Here is a 19,295-nt window from a genome sequence, read left to right as displayed (position 1 = left end):
GAGGTAGTTATGTCTAAAAAAATTAGAAGCTGTGCAATTTATAAAGATTTAATTATCGAATCTGCTGAAGATTATACCGTTACTATCAGATGCCGTGACAGAAAAACACGGAGCATGTTAAGAGAAATTTCTGAAGATCTTGGTTTTGAATATTCTGATGACTGGAATACTCGTTATTTTGGCCATCGATTAATTAATTTCATCAACGGCGTTGATACCCGTAGAGAAACTACAAAACTAGCAGAGGATAAATTCCCAGAAGAACTTATCACTGATACTACAGAGTATATTTCTGATGAGGATTGGGAATGGTGGTGTGGATTATCAGACACACTAAAATATATTGTGTTATGGAATATTAAAGATGAATTTCTTGATGAAGACCATGGACTAACTCCGGAATATGATGATTTAAGTGAGGAAATTTCTACAGAACTAGATCTTTATGATAGAAATGGGGCAATCGCTTTCTATTTGAAAGATTATATTGTAGGTGTGCATTTCTCTGATGGTAATTTTGAACCTGGAATAACTCATAAATTTGTCATTCCAGATAATGTTTTTAATATTAGAGAGTTACCTAAATTATCACATATTAAGCAATTGTCTTCATTATCGTTTCATGGTTGGGGGGGCGGTTTTGGTTCGGAGGAAATTGATTTGCTTGCTCAAATTCCTCAACTAAAAGAACTGGATCTTACTACTAATAGTGTTTCTGGGGATGCTCTAGAAAAATTATCCTCGTTGACTAATTTAAGAACTCTTTCTGTACCATATTCGGGTGATTGGAGTGCTGATGAGTGTAGTATGTTAGCCTCATTAGGTGATAAATTACCAAATTGTGTAATTAATCTACATGTTGGTACTTACGAAGATATTAGTAATCTTGCTACATTAAAAAGCCTTAATGTATCATCACTTTCATTCAGGGATTGGGATGAGTCTGTAAAAGAAGATGTAATAGATTTGATAATTTCATTCTCTAGTATTAAAGAATTAGACCTTTCAGGTAATAAAGTAGATATTCAATTATTAGCTAAATTAGCGTCTTTGCCTAATTTAGACACCCTTTATTTAGAAGATACTAAGAATTTTGATTACTACAGTATAGAGCCTGACAGTGATGAGTATCATCAACTTCAAAGTGCATTACCAAATTGTAAAATTAGGTATAGCATGTAACAAGTTGGATTTACGATTGACTGACTTTATAAATAACACCGTGTGTAATACATGCGGTGTTTATTATTTTTATTGTGGGATGGCAAGTATATAGAAGTAAATATTACTTATTCGTTTTTGTGTTCCCATATTTATATTAATTTCAAGTATTGGAGAAAATGTGGAAAAGTCTTTACCTCCTAAACCAAGTGTTTCAGAAGTTAATAAATATCTAGATGAATGGATAAATCTTGAAGGTTATACTTCACAAGAAAGGGCATTAAATAAACTTTTTCTAGAGTTATTACCTGGAAATTCTGAAATAACTGATATTTTATTAAAGGCATCATGTTTAAATGATTTTTATAGCACAAGAATATTTGCTATTTATCCTGTGGCAAAACGTATTTTAAGTATTAAAGATCTAGATAAACGTTTAAAGGCTGGTGATATCAAATTAGTTCGTGAGTTAGGAAATGTAAAAATTGGTGATAACAAGAGGTATTTTTATTCTTTTGCGACTAAATATTGTAGTCATCATAATCCAATTGCTTTTCCAATTTATGATAGCTATGTGGAGAAAGTTCTCCTTTATTTTAATAAAGTAGATAAATTTTCACCCTTTAAAAAGGAAGATTTAAAAAATTACAGAAAATTTAAAGGAATTTTGTTAAATTTTCAAAGATATTATAAATTAGAGGGATTTAACTTAAAAGAAATTGATCGATATCTCTGGTTATTAGGTAAGGAGTATTTTTCCAAAAAAATAGTCTATTTAATATAAAATAAAAGGCTAGATTTTTTATAGTATCTCGCCTTTTCAGTTTTTTTAGTAGACCATCTTTTTTACGAATACAAACTTGGCTCATCTTCAGTTGGACGTGTTTTAAATCGGCGGTGGAGCCACATGTATTGTTCCACACCTTTTAAAATTTCTTTTTCCACGACTTTATTCATTCTTGCAGCGATCGCCGTTTCATCTGAAAGATCGGAAAAATCCACTGGAGGAGAAATACTGACCGTATAGCCTGAACCATCTTTATTACGCAATGGGGCAAAAGGCACAACTTTACAATTTGGCGCGGACTTAAGTAGATAATAACTGCCCGTAGTAGTTGCCGCTTCTTTTACAGCAAAGAAAGGCACAAATACGGCATTTTTTCGCCCGTAGTCATGATCGGGCGCATACCAAATGGTTTCACCTTTGCGTAAAGCTTTGAACATTCCACGTAGATCTTTTCGGTTCAGCATATCTTTATTTGAACGTAAGCGACCTTTAATTTGTAACCAATCCAATACAGGATTGTCATTGGGACGATAAACACCTATGCCAGGATGATGTAAGCCCACAATACGCGCACCTAACTCAAGAGTGAGGAAATGAACACCCACAAAGATAATGCCGTCTTGAGCATTTTCTTTTAAATAATTTAAGCCTTCAATTTTTGACCATTTTTTAATTCGGGCATCAGACCAAAACCATGCCATGCCGGTTTCAATAATCGCCATCCCAACGGCGCGTAAGTTTTCTTGCAAAATGGCTTCACGTTCTTGCTCAGACATTTCTGGGAAGCAGAGTTCAAGGTTTCGACGGGCAATGGCCGCACGACGTTTTCCCACTTTTAATTTTGAGAAAAGCCAGCCTAATCCGTTGCCGATGTGACGTAAAATTGGGTAGGGAAGTAACAAAAGGCTTCGCCAAATCGCCACACCAAGCCAAAAGCCCCAGTATTTAGGGGCAAGAAAGTGCGGTTGAAATTGAGGGAGTTTTTCGTTTTTCATAATTCTTTTCTGGTTAGTTCGGCGTGTAGTTTATCGCAAATTTGAGTTGTGGTAAAATTACACCAAATTTTTATTATTCCAACAGAGAGATTTCAAAATGGCTCAATATTCTGCCAATTTTAATCAAGCGAAAGTATTAGTGTTAGGCGATGTGATGCTTGACCGTTACTGGTTTGGTGCAACTAATCGTATTTCGCCAGAAGCACCGGTTCCTGTGGTTCGCGTGCAAAATAACGAAGAACGAGCAGGTGGTGCAGCAAACGTGGCGATGAATATTGCTTCTCTTAATGTGCCCGTGCAAATTTTGGGTTTAATTGGTCAGGATGAAACAGGTTCAGCCTTAACGAATTTATTACAGCATCAAAAAATTGATTGTAATTTTGTGGCATTGGATACTCACCCAACCATTACGAAATTACGTATTTTATCTCGCCATCAACAGTTGCTTCGTTTGGATTTTGAAGAAGATTTCCAAAACGTAGAATGCCAAGAGTTGCTAGCGAAATTGGAAGCTGAAGTGAAAAATTTCGGTGCGTTAGTGCTTTCGGATTATGGTAAAGGCACGTTAAAAGATGTGCAAAAGATGATCCAAATTGCACGTAAAGCGAACGTGCCGGTGTTAATCGATCCAAAAGGCACAGATTTTGAGCGTTATCGTGGTGCGACTTTATTGACACCAAATATGTCAGAGTTCGAAGCGGTGGTTGGTAAGTGTGATTCAGAAGAAGAAATTATTGAGAAAGGTTTAAAATTAATTTCTGACATTGAATTGACCGCACTTTTAGTGACGCGCTCTGAAAAAGGTATGACATTACTTCGTCCAAATCAAGAGCCATTCCATTTACCAACGCTTGCAAAAGAAGTATTTGATGTAACGGGGGCAGGCGATACCGTAATCAGCGTATTAGCAACCGCACTTGCAGATGGCCGTTCTTTTGAAGAATCTTGCTACTTAGCCAATGTGGCAGCAGGTATTGTGGTCGGTAAATTAGGTACATCAACCGTTTCTACTGTGGAATTAGAGAATGCAATCCATGGCCGTTCTGAAACAGGCTTCGGTATTATGTCAGAAAACCAATTAAAAATTGCCGTAGCTCATGCTAAAGCGCGCGGTGAGAAAATCGTGATGACAAACGGTTGTTTCGATATTCTTCATCCAGGACATGTGTCTTACTTAGAAAATGCTCGCAAACTTGGCGATCGTTTAATTGTTGCGGTGAATACAGATGATTCAGTTAAACGCTTAAAAGGTGAAAACCGTCCAATTAATAATCTGAATGCACGTATGGCAGTATTGGCTGGTTTAGCATCAGTGGATTGGGTGGTTTCTTTTGATGAAGATACACCACAACGTTTAATCGGTGAGATTTTACCGGATTTATTGGTGAAAGGCGGCGATTACAAACCAGAAGAGATTGCAGGCAGCAAAGAAGTGTGGGCGAATGGTGGCGATGTTCGTGTATTGAATTTCGAAAATGGCTGTTCAACTACAAATGTGATTGAAAAAATCAAAGCGCTGAAAGATTAATAACTTTATAAAAAACGGGCAACCTTTTTTACAAGTTGCCCGTTTTTTATTTTAGAATTTATATCGGATATTGCCGAAATAAACACGTCCTTCTTCTGGGTAACCAGCTTGGTAAGCGTAGTTTTTATCAAAGAGGTTTGATACCCCAGCTTCTACACTTAATCCTGAAACCGGTTCATAGATCAATTTCGCATTGCTGTTTCCAAAACCAGAGAGCTTCACGGTTTCACCGCCATCTAAATAATAACGGCCATGTTCCGCTTCTTGGCTCACATAAAGTGAAAGGTTTGGTAATATTTTCCAATCAACAAATGCAAAGAATTTATGTTTTGGCACATTCTTCACAATGGTATCTTGGGTTTTATTTTTTGCATGAGTATAGGTGTAATTTGCCCCTAACGTTAAATTATCTGTTGCAAAAAGATTCACGGCTAATTCAGCACCTTTAAAGGCTTCTTTGCCTACATTTTGATATTGATTGAGTTTTTTGCTAATCGCGACTTCTTCAATGGCATCTTTTACTTCAGAATAGAAAAGTGCGCTATCCACTCTTAACCAATCGCTAAAGGTATGCATATAACTAGCTTCGTAATGGTAAGCGGTTTCTGGGCTTAAGAATGGATTCGGCTCAGTACGACCAAATCGGCGAGAATAACGTTCTTTCATGGTGGCAAAACGTGTTTTCTTCGCAAAACTTAGCGTAAATTCATCATGTTCAGAGAAATGATGGGCAAGTTTGATTTGATAATTAAAGGCGTGTTTATTACCGATATCAAACGGGCAAATCGCATTTTTTTGGTGAGTTGAAACACATTGTTTTTCAAATTTCTCTGCACGGCTGGCATCGCGTTTATCGTAGCTGATACCAGTAATCAGTGAGGTTTGCTCATTAAAACGATGAGTATTTTCTAAACCAAAGCTGTAGGTACGATCTTTATCGACTTCGGTAGGTTCATCATCATTATGTTCGCGATGCACGTCATATTTAATGAGGGTAGAGAATTTTAAGCGGTCTTTGGAGGTTAAATCGCCACCTAAATCAAAGCCTGCACCGTAGGAATAATCACGGTAATAGCTATTAAAGCTTGATTTTTTCTTTTGAGTGCTGAATGTGGCATCATCAAAAGCACGTAGGTCATTTTTAAAGGTATCGTAAAATGCTTTCGTGTTTAGCGTGAGATTGTGGGCGCCAAATTCAGTATGGGAAAGGAAATAGATACTGTCTTTATCCCACATCGGCCAGCGCCAATAGCGTTCAAAACTATCAGATCCAGAATAGAAAGGTGATTCTTTGGTGCCTTTTTGTGTGGAGAACGCCAGTGCGTATTCGTCATGCTCATTTGGTGTATAAGCAACTTTCAAACTTAATTTTTTATCACGTTGTTTAGAATTTTCGGCTCGACCGCCATCATCGCCTTTTGGATTGATTTGTTGATAATGATGAGAGAGTTGTAAGCCTTGTTTTTCAATAAAAGAACCACTTATTTGCGCATAGAATAGTTCTTGTTTAGTGCTTAAATTAAAATCTGTTTTATTGGTTGCTGTGCCACCACTTTTACCGTGTGAAAAGCCATAGCCAATAGAACCTTCGAAAGGTTGAGTTGGTTTTTTAGAAATTAAATTCACGGCACCACCCATCGTATTTGCGCCATAAAGCACAGAGCTTGCGCCCTTAGAAATATCAATACGAGATAAATCAAAGGTGGTAAAACGCCCCAAGTCCATTTCACCATCATAAGGAACATAAACCGGAATACCATCCATAAATACCGGTACGCGGCGAGCATTAAAACCACGTACTAGTAAGTTGTATTCGTTGCGTGCGCCGCCATGTTCGACAAACACACCCGGTGTGCTTTTTGCTACATCAGACACACGATCTTGGTTATTTTTTTGTAATTCAGCCTGGTCAATACGAGCGGTGCTGAGATCACTTGATTTTTCACCGATGACTTCAATTTGACCAAGGGTAAATACATTTTCGGCATAAGCAGGCAAGCAAGCCAAACTAATGGCGATGCAAAGCAGTTTCTTTTCCATTGGAACATCCTTTTAGGTTAGGGTTGAAGCGTAACTTCAATGCAATGGTGATCGCGGCGAAAATTTTTTCATCATTATGAGGGAAATTTTCTCGTAAAGTGCGGTTAGCATCGCTGAAGTTTATTTTTCCGTTAGCTAATTCGGAGAATAAAATCGAAGGGTTGAGCTGAAGTTGCTCCGCAATTTGCAGAATTGAAAAGTGTTCAAACGTCATAATCAAACGATCTAAATTGCAATAGGTGGGATAGCGATTATGTGTTACTAAATCGGTAAATTGTTGTACAATTTTGACCGCTTTATTTTTTCGATTGAAGAAGTGTAAAGCCACGCCCAAAATAAGCAGTAACGCCGAACCTAAATGCAACTGAAAGATGCCTTGAATGGGCCACTGAAAGTAGATCCCTAAGCCGCTGAACAAGATGCCTACCAATCCTGCAATGAGCATAGAAAGCAAGCAAAACTTATAAATCACATCCCATTTCATTTTTTCACCTTTAGCTATGAATAATAAATGTTATATAATAAAAAACATAACGATGACATTCTACCAAAATTTATTTACTATGTTAAAAAATATATAGCGTTAAAATAAAGTCATCTCATTTTAAATCGCTAAAAGAGGGAAGAATATGAAAAAATGGATAGGTATTGCACTTGTGCTTTGTGTATCAACCAGTGCATTTGCAACAGAAGAAATCGCTTATTTGGCGGGGGAATTACCTCCGTCAGCTAAAATTGAAAAAGTATTAAGTGCGGGTAATCCGGCTGATGTATTGCTCCTTTCAAGCGCGCCCAATAAATTACTAGGATTAGCGGGATTTAATATGGAAAAACGCGGAAAACTGTTCCCTGCAGCACAACAATCTTTACCAACCTTAGGAAAAATTGCCGGAAAAGGCAGCACGCTCTCGCCAGAGAAAATTGTGGCATTACAACCGAATTTAATTATTGATGTAGGTAATGTCACCCCAAATTATATCGATCAAGCAAAACGAACTTTTGAACAAACGGGCGTGCCTTATTTGTTGCTAGATGGCAAACTCAGTGAAACACCGACGAGTTTGCGTTATTTGGGGAAAGTGCTAGGTGTAGAAAATCTTACAGAACCCCAAGCGAAGTATGCCGAAGAAACCCTTAAACAAGCGGTCGAAAATGCCTCTAAATTGACCAAAACCTTCTATTTAGCTCGTAGTGCAGATGGCCTACAAACAGGGCAAAAAGGCTCTATTCATACAGAAGCCATTGAAATCGTGGGTTTAAAAAATGTGGTAGAAGGCGATCATAAAGGGCTTACGCAGGTTTCGATGGAGCAGCTTTTATTATGGAATCCTGATGTAATTTTTAGCCAATACCCAGAGTTTTTGCAAACCTTAAAAGAGAATCCGCAATGGCAACAGTTAAGTGCGGTCAAAAATGGACAAGTTTTTTTAATCCCGAATAATCCATTTGGTTGGTTAGATTCGCCACCTAGTGTGAACCGTTTGCTTGGGGTGCGTTGGGTCTCGCATTTAGTTAGCGGTAAACCTATGACTGAATTTACAAAAGAAGTGCAAACGTTTTATCACGTGTTCTATCAGATTGAATTAACCCCAGAGCAAGCGACTCAATTGCTACATGATGTGAAATAGTTATGCCGTATTTTGTTCAACGTAATCCCAAACTCTTTTTCACTTCGTTAGTGATTTTATTAGTCGGCACCATTTTGCTTTCGTTGAATGTAGGGCGATTTCCGATTTCTCCCCTTCAACTGGGACAAGCGATTCGCTGTGTATTTGAAACGGAATGCCGAACGCCTTCTTCTGTTGAAACGGTGCTTTGGCATATTCGTACCCCACGTATTTTTGTCGCCTGTTTAGTGGGGGCCGCATTAGCCGCCGCAGGTGCGACTTATCAAGGGATGTTTAAAAATCCGTTGGTTTCTCCTGATATCTTAGGGGTTTCAAGCGGTGCGGGGCTTGGTGCGTCATTGGCGATTTTCTACAATTTACCGATGTTTTACGTGCAGCTTTTTGCCTTTAGTGGCGGTATCTTGGCGGTGTTATGTGTTTCGATGGTCGCATCCAGAAGCCGCAATCAAGATCCGATTTTGGTCTTAGTTCTTTCGGGGATTGCGATCGGTTCATTACTTGGCGCGGGCATTTCACTGTTAAAAATTTTAGCTGATCCTTTCACCCAATTACCTTCGATTACCTTTTGGTTATTAGGCAGTTTCACGGCTGTTGGCGTAAAAGAATTAAGTCAACTTACCCCTATTTTAATACTCGGTATTCTGCCGCTTTTCTTATTGCGTTGGCGCTTAAATCTGCTCGCTTTAGAAGAAGATGAGGCTAAAAGCCTCGGTATTCCTATCCAACGTACGCGTTATATTTTGATTATTTTCACTACGCTTTGTACCGCAAGTGCGGTCTCCATTACGGGGATTATTGGCTGGGTTGGTTTGCTTGTGCCCCATATCGCGCGATTATTAGTGGGTGCCAATTTTATTTTATTGCTGCCGACATCCTTGTTGCTTGGCGCGAGTTTTTTACTTCTCACTGACACACTCGCCCGCACGGTTGCAAGCATTGAACTTCCCATCGGGATTTTAACTTCTGCTTGTGGCGCCCCATTTTTCCTCTATTTATTGTTGAGAGGGCGAAAATGAATTTAATTGAAACGCAACAACTGACGATTGGTTATGGCAATAAACCTCTGTTAGACAAGATCAATTTTGCATTAAAACCTCAGCAAATTTGCTGTTTGCTTGGCGCCAATGGGGCAGGGAAAAGCACTTTCTTAAAAACTTTGCTTGGGTTGCAACCTGCACTCAATGGGCTAATTCTCTTTCAAAATCGACCGCTTGCCACATATTCTGCCGCCGAATTAGCTCGCGAAATTGCTTATGTGCCGCAAGCACACGCGCAACTTTTTCCTTTTCTGGTGCAAGATATGGTGTTGATGGGGCGATCTGCATATCTAAAATGGTATCAACCCCCAAGAGCCGAAGATAAAGATCTTGCCCTTGCGGCTTTAGCGGAATTACAAATTTCCCATCTTGCTAAACGCTATTATCATGAACTCAGTGGTGGCGAAAAACAACTCGTACTCATCGCTCGAGCCATTGCACAACAGGCGAAATTGTTGATTATGGACGAACCAACAGCCAGTCTTGATTTCGGTAACCAAATTCGGGTGTTGGAAAAAATTAAACAGTTACAACATCAAAATATCGCCTTACTGATTACGACTCACAATCCACAACAAGCGGTCTATTTAGCTGAAAATATTGCGATGCTCGATCAAGAATTTGGCTTCCAGCAAGGTGAAAAAAGTGAACTGATGACCTTTGAAAACCTCGCCAAAATTTACCGCACTTCAGTTCAGGAATTGCAAAAACATCTCAATTTATAAAAAGATAAATTGGTTTGCATAAATCCGTTATAATTTAACTTATATAAAGATTATGCTATATTCCATTCGATTCAAATAAGGAGTTTAAATGAAAAAATTAGCCACTTTAGCCACCTTAATGGCGATCACACTCTCCAGCCAAGCTGCTGATCTTTATCTTTATGCTGGTGCGGGTTTAAAAGAGCCGGTAGAGAAAATTGTAAAACAATTTGAGCAAAATACGGGCAATAAGGTCACTGTGGAATATGGCGGTTCAGGTCAAATTTTGGCACGTTATAACCAAGTAAAAACCGGCGACTTATTTTTATCCGGTTCGGCAGATTATGTCGAGAAATTGGCTCAAGACAATCAAGTTAAAGCTGTTGAACCGCTGGTTTTACACATTCCAGTAATGGCGGTACGCAAAGATAAAAGTACGAATATTCATTCTTTTAAAGATCTTGCTGAAAGTAACTTACGTTTGGGAATTGGCGATGCCAAGGCAATGGCGTTAGGTAAAGGGGCCGAGAAAATTTTTGAGCTATCGGGTTATCAACAGGCGTTGAATGAAAAAGTGGTTGTGAAAGCGGCTACCGTAAAACAGTTGATGATGTATCTATTGAATGGTGATGTGGATGCGGCAGTTGTCGGTCGTTCTGGTGCGTGGAAAGTACGCGATAAAGTGGAAATCTTGCCAAACCCACAAGGCACACCGCAAGAAAAAGTCACCTTAGCGTTACTTTCATCTTCGGCACATCCAACGGAAGCTAAACAGCTATTTGATTTTTTCCATACAGAAGGTGTGAAGTATTTTACCGATGAAGGCTTCTTACCGGTTAAATAAAAGCCTCAGTTTAAAGTTAGCACTGCTCCCCTTAATGTTATTATTTTTAACGGTATTGGGAACGGTGCTTGCTTTAATTGGGCAATTAAATTGGCATTTTTTCAAACAGGTGTTGTTTGATCATGAACTGCACTTTGCCTTAATGCTTTCTTTAGGGACTTCGCTTTTTTCGCTAGTTGTTGCATTGTTAATTGCATTACCTGCCGCTTGGGTGATGAGTCAAATTCGCCTACCGCTACAAAAGCTCATTGATACTGTGCTGGACTTACCGATGGTTTTGCCACCCTTAGTCACGGGTTTAAGTTTACTTTTGTTGTTCGGTTCACAAGGTTGGCTGAGTTCGCTGATTCCAGAGATTAGTCGTTGGATTTTTAGCCCGATTGGTATTGTAGTGGCGCAAAGTTATATTGCCACCTCAATTATGTTGCGTAATGCTCGCGGGGTTTTCAGTCATTTTGATGATGGTTATCGGCTTGCCGCCTATAACTTAGGTTTAACACCTTGGCAAAGCCTGCTTAAAGTTGAGCTGCCTATGTGTTGGAAGCCTTTGCTGTGTGGCGCAATTTTAGCCTGGGCTCGCGCCATTGGTGAATTTGGTGCGACTTTAATGCTGGCTGGCGCCACTCGTTTTAAAACAGAAACCTTGCCGGTGGCCGTGTACCTTAATATTTCCAGCGGTGATTTTGAAATTGCGATTGGGGCAGCCTTATGGCTTTTAATGATTTCAGCCTGTTTGCTTTTTTTATTACGCGTGCTTAATCGGGAACTTTAGGATGTTACAGATTCAATATTTACAGGTTGGTATTTTAAAGGATATTAGCCTAACGGTTGCTAACGGTGAATCGGTGGCGATTGTTGGGCAGTCGGGCAGCGGAAAAACTACGCTTCTCAATGCCATTGCCGGTTATTTGGATTATCAAGGCAGTATTACCTTTAACCAATGTGCTTGGGATAACCTCGCCTCTTGGGAAAGACGTTGTCGTTATTTAAATCAACGTTTATATCTTTTCCCCCATAAAACTGTAGGGGGAAACTTAAGTTTAGCGAAACCAGAGAGCACGAGACAGGAGCAAAGTGATTTATTGGCGAAGTTAAATATTGAAGCGTTGATCGATCGTTATCCGCATCAATTATCGGGCGGTGAGCAACAGCGCGCAGCATTGGCACGAGCGCTAATCAATCCACCGGATGTGATGCTATTAGATGAGCCATTTTCATCATTGGATTGGCAAACCCGTCAACAGATTTGGCAAAACGTAAAAAGCTTGCTCAAAGCCTTCAATCTCACCACATTATTAGTGACCCACGAACCTAAAGAAGCTGATTTTCTAGCTGATAGACAAATTCATTTACATTTAGGGCGATTAATTTAAGGATAAACTATGATTTATTTTTCAGACAAAGAACTCGATGATTTTTTATTGGAAGATATTTATCGCGGTGACTTAACCACGCATGCGTTGGGGCTGGAGAAAGTCCCTGCAAAAATTGAATTCAAACGTAAAAATGCCGGTGTAGTGGCGGGGATTTCAGTGGCAGAACGATTACTGAAAAAATTAGGCATTACGCCTCAGGTTTATGTGAATGAAGGGGAATCTGTTGAGGCGGGGGCTTTATTGCTAAGTGCGGTCGATTCTGCGGACAAATTACAGCAGGCATGGAAGGTGGTGCAGCTTGTATTGGAATGGTCTTGTGGCGTAGCGCAATACACGGCGGAGATGATTGCTAATGCCAAAGCCATTAACCCGCATGCGGTGGTGGCGTGTACCCGTAAAAGTATCCCAAATACCCGTAAACTGGCGACCAATGCAGTGCTGGCTGCAGGCGGGCATATTCATCGTCAAGGGGTGAGTGAAACCTTACTGGTTTTCACTAACCATCGTAATTTATTGGCTGAACCGAATAACTGGACGCATATTGTAGAAACCTTGAAGCGTGAAGCGCCAGAAAATAAGGTCACCCTTGAAGCAGACAATTTTGCACAATTTGAACAAATGATTAGTGCCTTTCCCGATATTATTCAGTTAGATAAATGGTCAGTTGAAGATGTGAAAGCGGCTTTAGATCTCATCAAAGCACAAAGTAGAAATATTACGCTTTCTGTTGCAGGTGGGGTGAATAAAAATAATGTGGCAGATTATGCCAAGTTAGGCATTAATTTGTTTATTACCTCTGCGCCTTATTATGCGGCACCAGAGGATATTAAGGTGGTGATTAGCAAAGCATAGTTGTTTTGTTTAGATCATCAATTGTTTTGCATATCTCGCTATATATTTTATTGTATAATTTAACTCCATTTTCATTTTAAGGATAACTTATGAAATTTAACCGCTTGTTTGTTGCTGCTTTGTTCGGCATTTTTTCTACATCGGCGTTGGCTGATCGTATTGTTACTGACCAATTAGATCGTCAAGTGACGATTCCCGATCATATTCAACGTGCTGTGGTATTACAGCATCAAACCCTCAATATTGCCGTGCAATTAGATGCCACCAAACAAATTGTTGGGGTGTTATCAAATTGGAAAAAACAACTGGGGCAAAATTATGTGCGTTTAGCGCCAGAATTAGAAAAAATGGCCATGCCGGGAGATTTAAATTCAGTCAATATTGAAAGCTTGTTGGAATTAAAACCGGATGTGGTATTTGTTACCAACTATGCACCACCGGAAATGATTAAACAAATTGCGGATACCGGTATTCCAGTGATTGCTATTTCGCTACGAACTGGCAGTGATAAAGATAAACTTAATCCAACCTTAGCTGATGAAGATAAAGCCTATAATGAAGGCTTAACTCAAGGTATTGAGTTGATTGCTCAAGTGTTTGAAAAAGAACAACAAGGCAAAGAATTAGTTAAAGCCGCATTTGCGAATCGTAAAATGTTGGCGGAACGTTTGGGAGACATTCCTGCGGAGAAACGAGTGCGCACCTATATGGCTAACCCAGATTTAAATACCTATGGTTCGGGTAAATATACTGGTTTAATGTTAGAACATGCTGGCGCGTATAATGTCGCAGCGGCAACGGTGAAAGGTTTTAAACAGGTTTCCATGGAAAATGTGCTTGAGTGGAATCCAGCAGTGATTTTGGTGCAGGATCGTTATCCTAAAGTGGTATCACAAATTAAAGAAGATGCGGCTTGGGCTAATATTGATGCAGTGAAAAATAACCAAGTATTTTTAATGCCGGAATACGCGAAAGCTTGGGGTTATCCGATGCCGGAAGCCTTAGCATTAGGCGAAGTTTGGTTAGCAAAATCGCTATATCCGCAAAAATTCCAAGATATCGATTTAGATAAAATGGTGAATGACTACTATTTGAAATTCTATCGTCAGCCGTATAACAATGGTAAATAAACATTCCAAATTGATGGGCTTATTGCTCATTGTCTTGGTTGCTAGCGCCCTGATTTCTTTAGGAATCGGGCGTTATGCTTTATCCTTAGAGCAGATTTTGCAAATTTTAACGGCAAAATTGACCGCACTTCCTATTGACCCAATCCATCAGCAGGTTATTTTCCAAGTTCGTTTACCGCGTATTTTATCTGCTCTTTGTGTGGGGGCTGGATTAGCCTTAAGTGGCGCGGCATTGCAGGGTATTTTTCGTAATCCGTTGGTGGATCCGCATATTATTGGCGTGACCTCTGGTTCTGCGTTTGGCGGCACACTAGCCATCTTTTTTAGTTTGAGTCTGTATGGCTTATTTGCCAGTACGATTTTTTTCGGTTTAAGTACGCTAGTGCTCGTTTTTTTATTTAGCGTAAAGTTTGACCGAAGAAGTTTGCTGATGCTGATTTTAATCGGGATGATTTTGAGCGGGCTGTTTTCTGCATTAGTGAGCCTGTTGCAGTACGTTTCTGATACCGAAGAAAAATTACCAAGTATTGTGTTTTGGTTGATGGGCAGCTTCGCCACGGCTAATACGGAAAAATGGCTGTTTTTCTTCGTGCCTTTTGTGTGTTGTTCAACATTGTTGCTGAAACTGAGCTGGCGTTTAAATTTGCTTTCTTTAGAGGATAAAGAAGCGAAAGCGTTAGGGGTAAAAGTCGGACGATTACGCTGGTTGGTGATTGCCCTTAGCGGAACCTTAGTTGCTTGTCAGGTGGCTATTAGCGGCAGTATCGGCTGGGTTGGTTTGATCATTCCACATATTAGTCGCATGTTGGTTGGTGCTAATCACCAACGTTTATTGCCTTGTACGATGCTAGTGGGGGCGATTTATATGCTGTGGGTGGACAATGCGGCTCGAGCATTGACTGACAATGAAATTCCGATCAGTATTTTAACCGCACTTATTGGCGCGCCTTTATTTGGCATCTTGGTTTATCGTTTGAAACGAAATGGAGCGATGCGTGACTGATTTAATTAAAGTAAATGATCTTGCATTTGCTTATGAAAAAAACAACCTGCTTTTTCAATATCTCAATTTTGCTTTACAGGCAGGAGAGATTCTCGCGATTTTAGGACAAAATGGTTGTGGCAAAAGTACCTTGTTAGATCTGTTACTTGGCATTCATCGCCCCTTACAAGGCAATATTCAGCTGAATGATTCGATAGGTTTTGTCCCGCAATTTTTCAGTGCACCTTTTGCCTATTCGGTATTGGATATTGTGCTAATGGGGCGTTCAAACCATATTGCCACCTTTAGTAAGCCTAAACCACAAGATATTGAAGTGGCGTTACAAGCGTTAGCTGATTTACAGTTGCAGCATTTAGCAGAGCAAGATTTTGCTTCACTTTCAGGAGGACAACGCCAGTTGATCTTGATTGCGCGCGCCATTGCATCTGAATGCCGTTTAATGCTGTTGGATGAACCTACTTCCGCGCTTGATTTAGCCAACCAAGATGCGGTGTTATCACTTTTAAGACAATTAGCGAAAAAGCATGGCTTAGGAATTATTTTCACCACGCATCAACCTAATCATGCGCAAGCGATTGCGAATAAAACACTTTTAATCAATCGAAATTTTATTCGCTTTGGGCAAACGGATGAGATATTAACCTCTGAAAATCTGACCGCACTTTTTCATTTACCGATGATTGTTGAACGATCACAATATCAGCAGCAACAGTTTAGCCATTTCGTGCCGGTTTATGAGGTGTTGTTAGAAGGAAAAAGAGATGAATAAACTCGCAATTTATAGCGCTGGAAGCTTTCGATATGCCTTATTGGAGCTTGCTCGAGCATTTAAGCAACGTAATGGCGTGGAAATTGAATGCGTATTTGGTCCCGCTGGTTTGTTGAAAACGCGTATAATGCAAGGGGCGTTAGCTGATCTTTTTATTAGTGCGAATTCAGAAAATGTATCGGCACTAGGGAGTCGAGTTTTTCAGCAGCAGGTGCTAACTTATAATCAACTTATGCTGACAACAAAGAATAAGCCAGAATTTCAACGAGATACCCTTGAGCTACTTTTGGATGATCAATATCGATTAGCCACGTCAACGCCAATTTGTGATCCTTGTGGTGATTATACTTGGCAGCTTTTTGACCTCATTGAAAAAGATTATCCCGAACAAGGTAAAAGGTTAAAATCGAAAGCATTGAAATTGGTTGGTGGAACAGAAAATCAAGTTGTCATACCGCCAGGTGAAATGGCTGCGCATTATCTCTTGAAAAATGATTATGCGGATATGATGTTAGGCTATGCGCATTACCAGACAAGATTAGAAAATGAGGGAATGCTTTGTCATGTACTACCATCCAAATACAATATTCGAGCAGAGTATGTCCTTGCTATGCTGAATGATGCCGAATTGACGCAACGATTTTATCAATTTTTATTGAGCGAGTATGCGCAAGACATTATTCGTAAGAACGGATTTAAAAGTGATTAAACATTTAAGAGGAACAGTACAATAATTCCTTGCTTTTATTGGCTTCAATCGTTAAAATTCAGGCTCCTTGTCATCGCTGAGTTAGAGATCGGCGAATGATGTATTAATAACACTACCTTTTAGGAGTAAAAAATGTCTCTAAGTACTGAAAAAAAAGCAGCTATCGTTGCTGAATTTGGTCGCGATGCGAAAGATACTGGTTCTTCTGAAGTTCAAATCGCATTATTAACTGCACAAATCAACCACTTACAAGCTCACTTCGCTGAGCACAAAAAAGACCACCATGGTCGTCGTGGTTTATTACGTATGGTTTCTCGTCGTCGTAAACTTTTAGACTACTTAAAACGTACTGATCTTGCTTTATACCAAAGCACTATCGCTCGTTTAGGTTTACGTCGCTAATTTTTATTACGATAGTAAAAATAAAAGCCTTCGGATTACCGAGGGCTTTTTTATTTTCTGCATATTGGAAGATAAAAAACGGTCAAAAATTTGACCGCTCTTTTTTTAGTTATTAGTTCGCAATGCCTTTATGACGAAGTAATGCGTCTAATTGAGGTTCACGTCCACGGAAGCGTTTGAATAAGACCATTGGCTCTTCAGAGCCGCCGCGAGTGAGAATTTCATCCAAGAAGGATTTACCCGTAACTGGATTGAAAATTCCTTCTTCTTCAAAACGAGAGAAGGCATCAGCAGATAGCACTTCAGCCCATAAATAGCTGTAATAACCGGCCGCATAACCGCCCGCAAAAATATGGCTAAAGCTATGTGGTGCTCTTGCCCATTCAACACCTTTAATCACGGCAACTTTATCTTTCACTGCTTTTAAGGTATCAAGTACTTGGTTAGCTTTACCCACTTCAAAAGTATGATGAAGGGTAAAATCAAACAAGCCAAATTCAAGCTGACGTAAAACAAACATCGCTGCTTGGTAGTTTTTCGCTTTGAGAAGTTGATTTAATTTTTCTTCTGGTAACGGTTCGTGCGTTTCAAAGTGACCAGAGATAAAATCAAGGGCTTCTTTTTCCCAACACCAGTTTTCCATAAATTGACTTGGAAGTTCTACGGCATCCCAAGGAACCCCATTGATACCCGCAACATCTGGTACGTCAACTTTGGTGAGCATATGGTGAATGCCGTGACCAAACTCGTGGAAGAGAGTAGTAACTTCATCATGGGTGAATAACGCAGGTTTATCACCAATAGGTGCATTGAAGTTACAGGTTAAATAGGTAACAGGTTTTTGAATTGAACCGTCAGCATTACGTTTTCTGCCGATACAATCATCCATCCATGCGCCGCCACGTTTATTTTCGCGCGCATAAAGGTCGAGATAGAAACTGCCGCGTACTTCTCCCGTTTCATCAATTAAATCAAAGAAACGCACATCTTTATGCCAAGTATCTACGCCAAAACGTTCAACTGCACGAATATTAAAAATACGTTTAATTAATTCAAATAAGCCCGAAATAACGCGATCTTCAGGGAAATAAGGACGAAGTTCTTCATCATTGATCGCATATAAATGTTGTTTTTGTTTTTCAGAGTAGAAACTGATATCCCAAGGGGCAAGTTCCGTTATACCAAATTCTTTTTCACAATAAGCTTTGAGTTCCGCTAATTCTTTCTCTCCTTGTGCTTTTGAACGATCCGCAAGATTATTTAAGAAATCTAACACTTGTTGTGGATTTTCTGCCATTTTGGTCGCAAGTGAGCGTTCAGTATAGGTATTGAAACCTAATAGTTTGGCTAGTTCTACGCGTAACGTCATGATTTCTTCAATGATCGCTGTGTTATCCCATTTGCCTGCGTTTGGACCTTGATCAGAAGCGCGAGTCGCATAAGCACGATACATTTCTTCGCGTAATGCTGCATTTTCACAATAGGTCATGATAGGCAAATAACTTGGGATTTCCAACGTAAAGCGATAGCCTTTTAAGCCTTTGCTTTCAGCAGATTGTCTTGCTGCAAGTAATGCAGATTCAGGAAGACTCGCTAATTCACTTTCATCTTCAATGACTTTTTCCCAACCCATGGTAGCGTCAAGAACATTATTGCTAAATTGTGCGCTTAATTCTGATAAGCGAGCAACAATCTCACCATAACGTTTTTGTTTTTCTTCGGATAAACCGATACCTGAAAGCTCAAAATCACGCAGTGCATTTTCAATGGCTTTCTTTTGTGCTACTGAATAAGTGGCAAATTCAGGACTATTTTTTAAGGCTACATAAGCGTTGTATAAGCCTTTGTGTTGACCTACCCAGGTGCTGTATTCAGAGAGTAGTGGCAAGCAGGCTTGGTACGCATCACGTAATTCAGGGCTGTTTTTAACTGAATTTAAATGGGAGATCGGTGACCAAGCACGACTTAAGTGTTCTCCTGCTTCAGAAAGTGGTTCAATAAAGTTTTCCCAAGTAAAGTGAGGTTGTTTTAAAACTTGTTCAATGGCTTGACGATTTTCTTCGATGAGTTTTTGGATTGCCGGTTGAATATGTTCTGGTTTGATTTGAGAAAACGGCGGTAAGCCTTCAATATGAAGTAATGGATTAGACATAAATATTCCTTTTGCTAACTGTTTCTTTAGTAAATTGCGATAAATTCTATAATATCAAGGTTGAAAAATCTAAAAAATCAGTAATAATTGCGTATCACTTTTATTTAGGGTTTATGATGAACGGCGCTTCCTTTTTTTCTATTATCATTTTTTCTGGCATCATTGCTCTTACGATTGT

Annotated in this window: 19 protein-coding genes; 15 read left to right on the top strand and 4 right to left on the bottom strand. The window is 39.5% G+C overall.

Translation table 11 applies throughout. The annotated features are described in order from the left end of the window. The first annotated feature begins 9 nt into the window (after positions 1 to 9). Together INP94_RS09855 and dag1 are read left to right on the top strand one after the other, a co-directional pair. Positions 10 to 1,182, top strand: coding sequence for a leucine-rich repeat domain-containing protein (locus INP94_RS09855; RefSeq protein WP_197543511.1), 1,173 nt, complete (start codon positions 10 to 12; stop codon positions 1,180 to 1,182). A gap of 160 nt (positions 1,183 to 1,342) precedes the next feature. Then, complete coding sequence (gene dag1, locus INP94_RS09850; RefSeq protein WP_197543510.1) at positions 1,343 to 1,945, top strand: Dag1 family anti-phage DNA glycosylase; 603 nt, start codon at positions 1,343 to 1,345, stop codon at positions 1,943 to 1,945. A gap of 62 nt (positions 1,946 to 2,007) precedes the next feature. Here dag1 and INP94_RS09845 read toward each other — a convergent pair whose 3' ends face one another. Next, the gene (locus tag INP94_RS09845) at positions 2,008 to 2,943 is read right to left on the bottom strand and encodes a Kdo(2)-lipid IV(A) acyltransferase (protein ID WP_178164552.1); all 936 of its coding nucleotides are present in this window, start codon (positions 2,941 to 2,943) and stop codon (positions 2,008 to 2,010) included. Between the two features lie 97 nt (positions 2,944 to 3,040). On the opposite strand from INP94_RS09845, the gene hldE reads away from it, so the two are divergent. After that, positions 3,041 to 4,471, top strand: a complete 1,431-nt coding sequence (hldE, locus tag INP94_RS09840; protein ID WP_197543509.1) for a bifunctional D-glycero-beta-D-manno-heptose-7-phosphate kinase/D-glycero-beta-D-manno-heptose 1-phosphate adenylyltransferase HldE — start codon at positions 3,041 to 3,043, stop codon at positions 4,469 to 4,471. Positions 4,472 to 4,522: 51 nt separating this feature from the next. On the opposite strand, the gene INP94_RS09835 is transcribed toward hldE, so the two are convergent. Together INP94_RS09835 and INP94_RS09830 are read right to left on the bottom strand one after the other, a co-directional pair. Then, entirely contained in the window at positions 4,523 to 6,511 is a 1,989-nt protein-coding gene (locus tag INP94_RS09835) for a TonB-dependent receptor plug domain-containing protein (RefSeq protein ID WP_197543508.1), read from the bottom strand. Further along, a complete protein-coding gene (locus INP94_RS09830) occupies positions 6,480 to 6,995 on the bottom strand; it encodes a hypothetical protein (RefSeq protein ID WP_111386449.1) in 516 nt (171 codons plus the stop codon). The genes INP94_RS09835 and INP94_RS09830 overlap by 32 nt, the downstream gene beginning before the upstream one ends. A gap of 145 nt (positions 6,996 to 7,140) precedes the next feature. Between INP94_RS09830 and INP94_RS09825 the strand changes: the two genes are divergently transcribed. The 12 genes from INP94_RS09825 (at position 7,141) to rpsO (ending at position 16,965) form a co-directional block, all read left to right on the top strand. Beyond that, positions 7,141 to 8,139, top strand: coding sequence for an iron ABC transporter substrate-binding protein (locus tag INP94_RS09825; protein ID WP_197543507.1), 999 nt, complete (start codon positions 7,141 to 7,143; stop codon positions 8,137 to 8,139). Positions 8,140 to 8,141: 2 nt separating this feature from the next. Further along, complete coding sequence (locus INP94_RS09820; RefSeq protein ID WP_160222398.1) at positions 8,142 to 9,155, top strand: FecCD family ABC transporter permease; 1,014 nt, start codon at positions 8,142 to 8,144, stop codon at positions 9,153 to 9,155. After that, complete coding sequence (locus INP94_RS09815) at positions 9,152 to 9,901, top strand: ABC transporter ATP-binding protein (RefSeq protein WP_197543506.1); 750 nt, start codon at positions 9,152 to 9,154, stop codon at positions 9,899 to 9,901. Before INP94_RS09820 ends, INP94_RS09815 begins: the two co-directional genes overlap by 4 nt. 88 nt (positions 9,902 to 9,989) lie before the next feature. Continuing rightward, positions 9,990 to 10,724, top strand: a complete 735-nt coding sequence (gene modA, locus INP94_RS09810; protein WP_197543505.1) for a molybdate ABC transporter substrate-binding protein — start codon at positions 9,990 to 9,992, stop codon at positions 10,722 to 10,724. Then, complete coding sequence (locus INP94_RS09805) at positions 10,699 to 11,496, top strand: ABC transporter permease (RefSeq protein WP_049376327.1); 798 nt, start codon at positions 10,699 to 10,701, stop codon at positions 11,494 to 11,496. The genes modA (INP94_RS09810) and INP94_RS09805 overlap by 26 nt, the downstream gene beginning before the upstream one ends. Before the next feature lies 1 nt (position 11,497). Next, on the top strand, positions 11,498 to 12,097 hold the full coding sequence (locus tag INP94_RS09800) for an ABC transporter ATP-binding protein (protein ID WP_197543504.1): 600 nt from the start codon (positions 11,498 to 11,500) through the stop codon (positions 12,095 to 12,097). Positions 12,098 to 12,106: 9 nt separating this feature from the next. Continuing rightward, positions 12,107 to 12,952, top strand: a complete 846-nt coding sequence (gene modD / locus INP94_RS09795) for a ModD protein (RefSeq protein ID WP_197543503.1) — start codon at positions 12,107 to 12,109, stop codon at positions 12,950 to 12,952. Between the two features lie 89 nt (positions 12,953 to 13,041). Then, complete coding sequence (locus tag INP94_RS09790; RefSeq protein ID WP_197543502.1) at positions 13,042 to 14,082, top strand: ABC transporter substrate-binding protein; 1,041 nt, start codon at positions 13,042 to 13,044, stop codon at positions 14,080 to 14,082. Continuing rightward, complete coding sequence (locus INP94_RS09785) at positions 14,072 to 15,085, top strand: FecCD family ABC transporter permease (RefSeq protein WP_197543501.1); 1,014 nt, start codon at positions 14,072 to 14,074, stop codon at positions 15,083 to 15,085. The genes INP94_RS09790 and INP94_RS09785 overlap by 11 nt, the downstream gene beginning before the upstream one ends. Beyond that, positions 15,078 to 15,854 (top strand): ABC transporter ATP-binding protein, encoded by a 777-nt coding sequence (locus tag INP94_RS09780; protein WP_197543500.1) that lies wholly within the window; start codon positions 15,078 to 15,080, stop codon positions 15,852 to 15,854. The genes INP94_RS09785 and INP94_RS09780 overlap by 8 nt, the downstream gene beginning before the upstream one ends. Continuing rightward, the gene (modA, locus tag INP94_RS09775; protein ID WP_197543499.1) at positions 15,847 to 16,563 is read left to right on the top strand and encodes a molybdate ABC transporter substrate-binding protein; all 717 of its coding nucleotides are present in this window, start codon (positions 15,847 to 15,849) and stop codon (positions 16,561 to 16,563) included. Before INP94_RS09780 ends, modA (INP94_RS09775) begins: the two co-directional genes overlap by 8 nt. A gap of 132 nt (positions 16,564 to 16,695) precedes the next feature. Next, a complete protein-coding gene (rpsO, locus tag INP94_RS09770; RefSeq protein WP_005628925.1) occupies positions 16,696 to 16,965 on the top strand; it encodes a 30S ribosomal protein S15 in 270 nt (89 codons plus the stop codon). A gap of 112 nt (positions 16,966 to 17,077) precedes the next feature. Here rpsO and prlC read toward each other — a convergent pair whose 3' ends face one another. Continuing rightward, the gene (gene prlC, locus INP94_RS09765) at positions 17,078 to 19,117 is read right to left on the bottom strand and encodes an oligopeptidase A (protein ID WP_197543498.1); all 2,040 of its coding nucleotides are present in this window, start codon (positions 19,115 to 19,117) and stop codon (positions 17,078 to 17,080) included. Positions 19,118 to 19,295: the final 178 nt, after the last annotated feature.

The sequence above is a fragment of the Haemophilus parainfluenzae genome (assembly GCF_014931395.1).
Classification (GTDB): Bacteria; Pseudomonadota; Gammaproteobacteria; order Enterobacterales; family Pasteurellaceae; genus Haemophilus_D.
Note: the sequence above shows the minus strand (reverse complement) of the source record. Positions and strands in the feature narration are given on the sequence as shown.

Bases quoted from the DNA above. Each gene is read 5' to 3' on its own strand.
- INP94_RS09855 (WP_197543511.1), top strand. From the start codon at position 10: ATGTCTAAAAAAATTAGAAGCTGTGCAATTTATAAAGATTTAATTATC.
- INP94_RS09845 (WP_178164552.1), bottom strand. From the start codon at position 2,943: ATGAAAAACGAAAAACTCCCTCAATTTCAACCGCACTTTCTTGCCCCT.
- hldE (WP_197543509.1), top strand. From the start codon at position 3,041: ATGGCTCAATATTCTGCCAATTTTAATCAAGCGAAAGTATTAGTGTTA.
- INP94_RS09835 (WP_197543508.1), bottom strand. From the start codon at position 6,511: ATGGAAAAGAAACTGCTTTGCATCGCCATTAGTTTGGCTTGCTTGCCT.
- INP94_RS09830 (WP_111386449.1), bottom strand. From the start codon at position 6,995: ATGAAATGGGATGTGATTTATAAGTTTTGCTTGCTTTCTATGCTCATT.
- INP94_RS09825 (WP_197543507.1), top strand. From the start codon at position 7,141: ATGAAAAAATGGATAGGTATTGCACTTGTGCTTTGTGTATCAACCAGT.
- INP94_RS09820 (WP_160222398.1), top strand. From the start codon at position 8,142: ATGCCGTATTTTGTTCAACGTAATCCCAAACTCTTTTTCACTTCGTTA.
- INP94_RS09815 (WP_197543506.1), top strand. From the start codon at position 9,152: ATGAATTTAATTGAAACGCAACAACTGACGATTGGTTATGGCAATAAA.
- modA (WP_197543505.1), top strand. From the start codon at position 9,990: ATGAAAAAATTAGCCACTTTAGCCACCTTAATGGCGATCACACTCTCC.
- INP94_RS09805 (WP_049376327.1), top strand. From the start codon at position 10,699: ATGAAGGCTTCTTACCGGTTAAATAAAAGCCTCAGTTTAAAGTTAGCA.
- INP94_RS09800 (WP_197543504.1), top strand. From the start codon at position 11,498: ATGTTACAGATTCAATATTTACAGGTTGGTATTTTAAAGGATATTAGC.
- modD (WP_197543503.1), top strand. From the start codon at position 12,107: ATGATTTATTTTTCAGACAAAGAACTCGATGATTTTTTATTGGAAGAT.
- INP94_RS09790 (WP_197543502.1), top strand. From the start codon at position 13,042: ATGAAATTTAACCGCTTGTTTGTTGCTGCTTTGTTCGGCATTTTTTCT.
- INP94_RS09785 (WP_197543501.1), top strand. From the start codon at position 14,072: ATGGTAAATAAACATTCCAAATTGATGGGCTTATTGCTCATTGTCTTG.
- modA (WP_197543499.1), top strand. From the start codon at position 15,847: ATGAATAAACTCGCAATTTATAGCGCTGGAAGCTTTCGATATGCCTTA.
- rpsO (WP_005628925.1), top strand. From the start codon at position 16,696: ATGTCTCTAAGTACTGAAAAAAAAGCAGCTATCGTTGCTGAATTTGGT.
- prlC (WP_197543498.1), bottom strand. From the start codon at position 19,117: ATGTCTAATCCATTACTTCATATTGAAGGCTTACCGCCGTTTTCTCAA.